This window comes from Nonomuraea sp. NPDC003201, from assembly GCF_053590415.1.
This window is the reverse complement of the sequence record NZ_JBSFTC010000225.1, coordinates 1-9,720: the sequence shown is the minus strand read 5'-3', so window position 1 is coordinate 9,720 and position 9,720 is coordinate 1. Positions and strand designations below refer to the sequence as shown.

8 protein-coding genes are annotated in these 9,720 nt (G+C 70.3%); all 8 read right to left on the bottom strand.

Annotated elements, in window-relative coordinates; genetic code table 11:
• Positions 1 to 406: 406 nt before the first annotated feature.
• The gene (mrdA, locus tag ACWDX9_RS45050) at positions 407 to 2,452 is read right to left on the bottom strand and encodes a penicillin-binding protein 2 (RefSeq protein WP_350740734.1); all 2,046 of its coding nucleotides are present in this window, start codon (positions 2,450 to 2,452) and stop codon (positions 407 to 409) included.
• Complete coding sequence (gene mreD / locus ACWDX9_RS45045) at positions 2,449 to 2,913, bottom strand: rod shape-determining protein MreD (protein ID WP_350740736.1); 465 nt, start codon at positions 2,911 to 2,913, stop codon at positions 2,449 to 2,451. The genes mrdA and mreD overlap by 4 nt, the downstream gene beginning before the upstream one ends.
• 634 nt (positions 2,914 to 3,547) lie before the next feature.
• Positions 3,548 to 4,441 (bottom strand): rod shape-determining protein MreC, encoded by an 894-nt coding sequence (mreC, locus tag ACWDX9_RS45040; RefSeq protein WP_449966140.1) that lies wholly within the window; start codon positions 4,439 to 4,441, stop codon positions 3,548 to 3,550.
• Positions 4,441 to 5,472: a rod shape-determining protein MreB gene (gene mreB, locus ACWDX9_RS45035; protein WP_449966137.1), complete on the bottom strand. Its 1,032-nt coding sequence runs from the start codon at positions 5,470 to 5,472 to the stop codon at positions 4,441 to 4,443. The genes mreC and mreB overlap by 1 nt, the downstream gene beginning before the upstream one ends.
• Before the next feature lie 380 nt (positions 5,473 to 5,852).
• The gene (ndk, locus tag ACWDX9_RS45030; protein ID WP_350740740.1) at positions 5,853 to 6,263 is read right to left on the bottom strand and encodes a nucleoside-diphosphate kinase; all 411 of its coding nucleotides are present in this window, start codon (positions 6,261 to 6,263) and stop codon (positions 5,853 to 5,855) included.
• A gap of 153 nt (positions 6,264 to 6,416) precedes the next feature.
• Positions 6,417 to 7,904 (bottom strand): hypothetical protein, encoded by a 1,488-nt coding sequence (locus tag ACWDX9_RS45025; protein ID WP_449966135.1) that lies wholly within the window; start codon positions 7,902 to 7,904, stop codon positions 6,417 to 6,419.
• A gap of 9 nt (positions 7,905 to 7,913) precedes the next feature.
• Entirely contained in the window at positions 7,914 to 8,231 is a 318-nt protein-coding gene (locus tag ACWDX9_RS45020; protein WP_192786901.1) for a DUF4233 domain-containing protein, read from the bottom strand.
• Positions 8,232 to 8,251: 20 nt separating this feature from the next.
• On the bottom strand, positions 8,252 to 9,544 hold the full coding sequence (locus tag ACWDX9_RS45015) for a bifunctional folylpolyglutamate synthase/dihydrofolate synthase (RefSeq protein WP_350740746.1): 1,293 nt from the start codon (positions 9,542 to 9,544) through the stop codon (positions 8,252 to 8,254).
• Positions 9,545 to 9,720 lie beyond the last annotated feature (176 nt).

Here is a 9,720-nt window from a genome sequence, read left to right as displayed (position 1 = left end):
ACCCACCCGCCCACACAGCGGATCACCCCACCGCTCTCACGGCCGACCACCCACCCGCCCACACAGCGGATCACCCCACCGCTCTCACGGCCGACCATCCACCGGCTCGCCGTCCCACCACCGGGCCGCCGAACCCCACCCCGCCCACCGCCCACCACGGGCCAACCCCTGTGCGCACCGCCCACCAGCCGACCCCGGCCCGCACCACCCGCGACGGGCCAGCCCCCACGGCGATCCCCCACCGCCAACCAACGTCTCCGACCGCCACCCGCCATAGGCCGGCCGCCGCGACCACCGCTCACTACCGACCGGCCCCTGCGACCACCACTCACCACTGGCCGACTCCCACGACCACCGGCGGCACCGGTCACCCGACCGCCCCCACCCGGCTTCGGGCTCTGGGCGCTCATCCTCCGGCCACCGTTCCGTCGGGCGAGAAGCTGGGCAGCCTCGTCGTGAGCTTCCCGCCGGGCACGGCGGGAGGCCGCTTGATGCCGTAGATCCCTTCGTAGATCTCCCGCACGGCCGGCGCCGCCGTCTGCGCGCCCATGCCACCCTGCGAGACCATGACCACGACCACGTACTGCGGATTCTTCGTGGGCGCGAATGACGCGAACCACGAGGTGTCCTGCTTGCCCCAGACCTCCGCGGTGCCGGTCTTGCCGCCGATGCGCACCTTGTCCATCGGGAACCCGGCGAAGGCCCCCGCCGCGGTGCCGTCCGAGGGGACCTGGCTCAGCGCGTTCTTGATGTAGAGCCGTTCCTTCTCGCTGATCGGCAGCTTGCCCACGACCGGCACCGGGATGGTCCTGACGACCTTGCCGTCAGGCCGCACCTGCGCCCACCCGATGCGCGGGCTGCGCAGCTTCCCGTCGCTCACCAGCGCCATGTACGCCCGCGCGAGCTGCATCGGCGTCACCAGCACGTCGCCCTGGCCGATGGAGAAGTTGGCCGAGTCGCCAGGCCGCAGCAGGAACCCCTCGGTGCAGTTCTCCAGCGCGAGCCGTTTGAGGAAGTCGGCCCGCGCCCGATCCTTGACCTCCGGATATCCCTTGCGCGACCGCTCGCAGCTCACGGCGTTGGTGCGGTTCCACAGGTCCTTCTTCCACGCCCGGTCGGGGATGCGCCCGGAGGATTCGCCCGGCAGATCCACCCCGGTCGGCCTGCCGAACCCGAACGCCCTGGCCGTGTTGGCGAAGATCTCCTTGGTGGCCTTCTTCGGGTTGCGCCCGCCGTCCTTCAGGTACTGCTCGTACGCGGCTTTGTAGAAGATCGTGTCGCACGACTTGACCAGCGCGGTGTGCAGGCTGAGCGAGCCGAGCGAAACGCCGCGGAAGTTGCTGAACGCCCGGTCGCCGACCATGTAGGAGCCGGGGCATTCGTACGTGCCGTTCAGCGGGTATCCGGACCGCAACATCGCCGACACCGACGAGATCTTGAACGTCGAACCCGGCGCGAACTGGCCGTTGATCGCCCGGGACACGAGCGGCATGTCGGACTTATCAGACAGCAGCCACTGATATCCGCGCGTCGAGATCCCGCCCGCCCAGACCGCCGGGTCGTATCCGGGAGCGCTGGCCAGCGCCACCACCCGTCCCGTACGCGCGTCGAGCACCACCCCCGCGCCGCCGTCAGCCGCCGGCGCGGACTTCATCGCCTTGGCCAGCGCCTTCTCCACCACGGACTGCACCCGCGAGTCGATGCTGGTCACCAGGTGGTCGCCGGGAATCGGGGTGATCTGCTCTTCGACGCCGAGCGCCTTGCCCATCCTGTCGACCTGCACCCTGCGCAGCCCCGACTTGCCGCGCAGCGCCTCGTCGTAGACGTACTCGAGCCCGTCACGCCCCGCCAGGTCCACCCCGGAGAAGCTGGCCTTCAGTCCTTCGCGCTTCTCCAGCTCGGCCTCGGTGACCGGCTGCAGGTAGCCGAGCATCTGCGCCCCGTCGCGCCCGCCGGGGTACTGCCTGACGGAGTGGATCTCCGCCGTCACCCCGGGAAACTCCTCCTGCCGCTCGAGGATCTGCAGGGCCTCACGAGTGTCCACCTTCTCGTCGAGCGGAACCGGCTGGTACGGCGATCCGGTCCAGCAGGGCTTGCGCACTCCCGGCCCGCACGGCGTGATGCGCTGCTGCAGATCGGCGACGGGCCGGCCGAGCACCGCCGACAGCTTGCTCAGCACCTTGAGCCCGCCGTCCTTCATCCTGGTCAGCCTGGTCCGGTCCACGGACACGACCAACGCGGTCTTGTTGCGCACCAACGGCCGCCCGTGCGAGTCGAGGATCTGCCCCCGCACGGCGGGCACGATCACGGCCCGTGTCCTGGTCTCCGTCGCCCGCGTCACGAACTCGTTCCCGCGCACCACCTGCACCTGCCACAGGCGCACGGCCAGCACGACCAGCAACGTCACGACGAGCACCTGCACCAGCAGCAGCCTGGCCCGCATCCGCATCATGTCGAGAACCCCGCCTCCCTGCCCCGTGTGGTCAGCCAGATCACGATGGGGGACACGACCAGCGTGTAGACGATGGTGACGGGCACCTGCTCGGTCAGCGTGGAGATCGTCACCCGGGGGTCGGCGATCAGCCCGCTCACGACCGCCGCCAGCAACGGCGCCATCAGCACGCACAACACCACGGTGGTGACCGGCCCACCCGCGCCACGCCCGGCCACGTAACCGACGAGCGCCAGCACGAACGCGTACTGCCCCACGAGGTGCGCGGTCGGCGGCATCACATCGACGAGCAGCCCGGCGCTGAACCCGAGCACCGCCCCGGACGACGCACCCCGCCCCAACGCCGCCCCGATCACGGCCAGCAGCACCAGGTCGGGTGAGCCCCCGGCCGGCAGGGGAAATCGGTTGACCAACATGACCTGCGCCAGCAAGGCCAACAACACGGACAACCCGCCGATCACCGCGCCCCCTCCCGGGAATCCCTCACAATCCGCCCCGCCCCGCACGCCCGCCCCATGCCCGACCCGCCGGATGGAACCCGGCCTGGTCGTTCGAGCCGTTCCAGCGAACCGAGCCACCAACGATCCAACCCACCCACCACCGACGCCCCCCGGCGATCCGCCCCGGCCCCCGCCACCGCAGACCGGCGATCCAACCTGGCCACCACCGACGCCCACCGGCCACCGCCGGCCGCTCGGACCCGCGCCAACGACCGGACCCGGGCCGGCGACCGGAGCCCACGCGAGCCCGGCACCCAAGCCGACGTCTTCACCGACTCCCACCCCGGAGCCGAGCCTCCGCGCGGCGCTCGCGGGCCGATCCACCCCGAAGGCCTCCGCACCGCCCACGCCCAACCCTCGTCAGACGCCGCCACAAGAGCTCTCAGAGACGCGCAGCGCCGACCTCCCATGGAACGCTCCAGGTGGCCACTGCCGCCCTGACACGCGCCCACACGCCCGCCGGCACCCCATCTCGCGCCTACGCTCCCGCCAGCGCTGCCCCACGAGGCCAGAGACGCGCCAGCACCGTTTCCGCGCACACCCGGATCACCGTGCCCATTGATCGGCAGGCGCCGTGGAACCGCCCGCCGCCCGATCATCGCGATCCCTCCGCGGCAGGCAGCGCCTTGGCGGGCAGCACCGCGTCACGCGGATCCCGCTTCGGAGCCTCCACCACCACCCCGACCACGTCCAGCGAAGAAAGATCCGCGTACGGACGGGCGTACGCGATGCGGGTCAGCTCCCCCGGCGTCGACTCCACCCGCTCGATCACCCCGATGGGCACCCCCGGCACGTACGGGCTGCCGTTCTGCGAGCCGAAGCTGACGATCCGCGCGCCGCTGGTCAGCGGGGCCGTGGAGTCGAGGAGCCGGAACTGGACGAGCCGCCCGTTCTCCCCCACCCCATGCACCACACCGATCTCCTTGCCCCCCTCCAGCCGCGCCCCGACAGCCGAGGCCGGGTCGCTGAGGAGCACCACCGTCGAGCTGTGCGGGGCCGCGTTGATGACGCGCCCGACCAGACCTTCGCCGCTGAGCACGGTCATCTCCGTACGGATGCCGTCACTCGTGCCCGCGTCGATCTGCACGGCGTCCTCGAAGCCGGGCAGCCCGCGCCGGGCGACCACGTTGGCCGGGACCACCTTGTATCCGCCCGACCCCGACAGGCCGAGCAGCTGCTTGAGCTCCTTGGAGCGGGTCGCGTCGAGCTTGCTGGCGACCAGGCCGGCCCGGAGCTGGGCGTTCTCCGCTTTGAGCGCGTTGATGCGGTCCTGGGCGCCGGGCGCGTCCACGAGAGCGCGGACGAACCCGCTGACGGGGCGCACCAGCCCCCCGCCGAACTGCTCCGCTGTGCCGAACACATAAGCCGCCGCCGTTCGCAGCGGCCGCAGCGGCGAGCTGTCGCCAGTGCGATGGTCGACGGTCAGGATGATCAGGGCCGCCGTCAGCAGCCCGCCCAGGATCAGCCGCGCATGGCGAGAGTCTCTCATCAGTGCCGCGACTCCGGCACCAGGACCTGCTGGAGCGCCTCGAACTCCTCGGCGCACTTGCCGGAGCCGATGGCGACCGAGTCGAGAGCGTTTTCGACCAGGTGCACGGGCATGCCCGTCTCCGCCTTGACGCGCTCGTCCATCCCCTTGAGCAGGGCACCCCCGCCGGTGAGCGCGATGCCACGGTCCATGATGTCGCCGGACAGCTCGGGCGGACACTTGTCGAGCGTGGTCTTGACCGCGTCGACGATAGCGTTGACCGGCTCCTCGATGGCCTTCCTGACCTCTTCGCTCGACACGACGATGGTCTTGGGCAACCCGCTGACCAGGTCGCGCCCGCGGATCTCCGCGTGCGACTCCTCGCCGGTCGGGCCGGCCGAGCCGATGGCGATCTTGATCTCCTCGGCGGTGCGCTCGCCGAGCATCAGCGAGTATTCCTTCTTGGCGAACGCGATCACCGCCTGGTCGAGCTCGTCGCCGCCGATCCTGATGGACTGGCTGGTGACCACGCCGCCCATCGAGATGATCGCCACCTCGGTGGTGCCCCCGCCGATGTCGACCACCATGTTTCCGGTCGGCTCGTGCACCGGGAGCCCGGCCCCGATGGCGGCGGCCATGGGCTCCTCGACGATGTAGACCTTCCTGGCGCCTGCCTGGTATCCGGCTTCCTTCACCGCGCGCTGCTCCACGCTGGTGATGCCGCTCGGCACGGCGATGATGATGCGCGGCTTGGCGAGATGCCGACGTCGGTGCACCCTCTGGATGAAATATCGCAACATCCGCTCAGTGACATCGAAGTCGGCGATCACGCCGTCTTTGAGCGGGCGGACGGCGACGATGTTGCCAGGCGTACGACCGATCATCCGCTTGGCCTCGATGCCGACCGCCACGATCTTGCCCGTGGCGGTGTTGATCGCTACGACTGAGGGCTCGTTGAGCACGATGCCCCGGCCGCGCACGTAGACCAGCGTGTTGGCGGTGCCCAGGTCGACCGCCATGTCACGGCCGAGAAACGCGAGCTTGCTGCCCATGGGGAACGGAGCCCTCCGTAACGTCGTTCGCGAATGATTACGGATCGAATTCGAATCGTAACGTGACGTACCCACCGATGGGCGCAATGAGCCCTCGCGCCCCACAAAAATCTCCAGCCCCTACCTCAACCGCAATTTTGCCCGGATTGCACCACAACACCCAAAGGCTTGCTGGAACGATCCAAAACGCCCATCGGCCCGAGGCCTCACGTATCGACCCTGCCAACCGTACGCGGAAGCGCCGACAAAATCCCGCCCCCGCCACGCCCACGAATCAGCCCCGCACACCAAGACCTCGCCACCCTACGACAGGCGCCCGACAAAAACGCGCGCCCGCGCAGCGACATGCTGCGCGGGCGCGGATTGGCGAGGCGAATCGCCTAGAAACGGTCAGGGAAGAAGATCTTGATCTCCCTGGCGGCGGACTCGGGCGAGTCGGAGCCGTGGACGACGTTTTCGCCGATCTCGAGGGCGTGGTCGCCGCGGATCGTGCCGGGGGCCGACTTGACCGGGTCGGTGGCGCCGGCCAGCGCGCGGAACGCCTCGACGGCGCGCGGGCCCTCGAGGACCAGGGCGACGAGCGGCCCCGACGTGATGAACTCGACGAGCTCACCGAAGAACGGCCGCTCGGAGTGCTCGGCGTAGTGCGACTTGGCCGTGTCGGCGTCGAGGGTGCGCAGGTCCATTGCCACGACCTTGAGGCCCTTGCGCTCCACACGGGCGATCACGTCACCGATGAGGCCGCGCTTAACCCCGTCGGGCTTGATCAGGACAAGAGTGCGCTCGGACACTTGGAGTTCTCCTTCGAACAGAGTGAGGATCGCGATCACGGGCGCCCGGCCCGGCCGCGGGATGCTTCGCGGGGGACGGGCCCACGCGTCGCCGTGGCTTGGGCCTCAGCTTACCGTCCCGCGCCCCCACCCTCGCTTTCCGACGGAACGGCGTCATGGAGAGGCGGTGTCCTCGGGCGATTGGCCCTGCGGCGGCACGGCGGGCACCGAATCGGCAGATTCGTCCTCATCCTCCGCCTTGTCGTCCCCCTCCGCAGGTGACGCGGACGCCGTTTCTTCGGGCCTGGCGGCACCCCGCCGGGCCATCACGGTGGAGAGCACGATGACCAGCACCACGAGGAAGCCACCGATCAGGGCCCACGAGTGCAACGCGCCGACGAAGCTGTCGACCAGCTCCTGGGCCGACGAAACCCCGTCCAGCATCGCCATCTGCACGCCCGTACCGAGCAGGAACCCCGCCAGCACCCCCGCGACGCACAGCGAGAGCCCGAAGACGGCCGTCCCGACCCCCACTTCCTGCAGCGCCGACGTCAACGCCACCGCGGCCCCCACGGCGAGCAGCGTGAACGGCAGCGCCAGCACCAACCCGTCGGCCGACGGCACGACGAGCCGCACCGAGCACAGCCCCACCACCATCGCGAGCAACCCGAAAGGCACCAGCCACCGCCCGGGGGCCGGCGCGAACCGGCGCACGGCCGCGGCAGCGCCGACGGCGAACAGCCCGGCCACCGCGAACGGCGCCCAGAGCCCGCGCAGCCCCGGCCCGCCGAGCCCGCCCATCTCCACCAGCGTGACCTGCGCCGCGCTGGGCAGCAGCACCACGCCGACCGCCACCATGGAGTACGCCAGCGTACGGCTCTCCGCGGCCCCTATCGTGGCCAGCCCCAGCAGCCCGGCCACGGCCACCACCGCCAGCACGATCACCGGAATGGCCCGCCATCCCTCGGTCGCGGTGCTGATCGCCACGACCGCGATGCCCGCCGCCGGCACGGCGGCCAGCAGCAGCCGGCTCCGCTCCCCGTCGTTGAGCATCGGCGTGGCCGGCCGCCCGAGCAGGATCCAGATGAGCAGGTACGCGCCAGCCAGAGCCAGCGCGATCCCCGTCAGCATCGGGTACGGCTGCAGCGTCACCTTCCAGCTGCTCGCCTTGTCGAGCGGCCACAGCGCCAGCGCCTCGGCCGCGAGCAGGCTCACGCTGAACACGCCCACCCACAGCGCCCGCAGCACCAGCACACGGTCCCACACGGCCGCCAGCGTGGCCGGCACGACCAGGCCCGCCCCGACGCCGCGCAGCACCCGCACCACTCCGGCGAGGAGGTCCGAGCCCGCGTACCCACCGGCGACATCGGACAGGGCCACCAGGGCCAGCCCCAGCAGCACCACGTGAACCACCTGCACGCGCCGCAGCACCACCGCCGCCAGCGGCACGGTCAGCATCAGCGCGGGCAGGGCCAGCCCGTGCGTGCGCATCAGCCCGACCTGGTCGACGTCGCCGGGCAGCAGCTTGGCGACGACGGAGAGCGTATTGGGAACGGTGACGATCGCCAGCGGCAAGGCGGCAACGACGAGCAGCCCGAGCGTCACATCGAGCAGCCATGGGACCCTGGGCCCGGCCGACCGCTGAATCGGGGGGACGGTCATGCGCCGACTTTAGCGGGAAGTAGCGCCCTCAACACGGCGAGCGACGATAATCGCCGTGATCCACAGCGCTGTGAAGATCGCGCCGAGGAAGAACATCATCGGCACAAGGAAGCCCGTGCAGATCGCCAGCACCTGTACAAGGCTGCCGAGGATGTAGCCGAAAGGCCGCTTGAGCAGGCCCGCGGCGACCACGCACAGCACGGCCAGCCCGATGCCGGCGGTCACCGCGAGCGCGGGCGCCACCCCGCCCACGGTGATCGCCACGGGCGTGATCAGCCCTGCCACGATGGCCTCCATGCCGAGCACGCTGGCGCCCAGCCTGCGCATACCTGGAGTCACCTGGAAATTCATCGCGAACCATCCGCCTTGAGCAGCTGCCGCGCGTCCCCCGCCGTCACGACCGACCCGGTGATGAACACGCCCGTGCCACTGAACTCGCCCTCGGCGTCGGCGACGCCGATGGCCTGGTCGATGGCGTCGTCGAGCCGCTCGACCACGTGTACGCGCTCTTCGCCGAACAGCGGCTCGGCCAGGGACGCCAGCTCCTCCGGCGACATGGACCTGGGCGAGGAGTTACGCGTGACGATGATCTCGTCGAGCATCGGTTCGAGCAGCTCGAGCAGCGCGTCGACGTCCTTGTCCCGCATGACCGCGAGGACCCCGACGACCTTGGCGAAGTCGAACGCCTCGTGCAGCCCCTCCAGGGTCGCCTGCATGCCGCCCGGGTTGTGGGCCGCGTCGATCACGACCGTCGGCGTCCGCCGCACGACCTCCATCCGCCCCGGCGAGGCGGCCTGCGCGAACGCCTGCCGTACGAGGTCGACGTCGAGCGGGTCGTCACCGCCGGTCAGCGCCTCGACGGCGGCCAGCGCGCAGACCGCGTTGCTCGCCTGGTGCGCGCCGTAGAGCGGCAGGTAGACCTCGTCGTAGACCCCCTTGAGGCCGCGCAGGGTGAGCAGCTGCCCGCCGATGGCCACCTCCCGGTTGAGCACGCCGAACTCGAGCCCCTCACGGGCCACGACCGCGCCCACCTCGGCCGCCCGCCGCATGAGCACCTCAGCCGCGGCCAGCTCCTGCTGGGCGAGCACGGTGGTCGAGCCGGGCTTGATGATGCCCGCCTTCTCGCCGGCGATGCTGGGAATGTCGGGACCCAGACGGTCGGTGTGATCGAGCGAGATGGGCGTGATGACGGACACGAGGCCATCGGCCACGTTCGTCGCGTCCCAGGACCCACCCATGCCGGCCTCGATCACGGCGACGTCGACCGGGGTGTCTGCGAAGGCGGCGAAGGCCATGGCGGTCAGCAGCTCGAAGAACTGGATGCGCCGCCCCTGGGTGTCGGTCAGCTCGACATACGGGATGATCTCCTCGTAGACCTCCGCGAACCGCTCCTCGCTCAGCGGCTCGCCGTCCACCGTGATCCGCTCGCGCACCGACACCAGATGAGGGCTGGTGAACCGCCCCACCCTGAGATTGCGCTCCTTGAGCAGAGCCTCCGTGAGCCGGGCCGTGCTCGTCTTTCCGTTGGTGCCCGCGATGTGTATGACCGGGTACGCCCTCTGCGGCGAACCGAGCACATCAAGAAGGGCCGCGATCCTGTCGAGCGTCGGCTCGAAATCCCACTCGACGCCGCGCTCCATGATCGCGCGTTCTACCGCACGATAATCCACCCCTTAACCCTACTGACCGCCGGCAGCGGTCCCGACCGGGGGCTGTGATGGCACAAAAAAAGGGGGTCCGACGCCCAAGGCGTCGAACCCCCTCCAAAGATTGTCCGGCGGCGACCTACTCTCCCACACCCTCCCGAGTGCAGTAC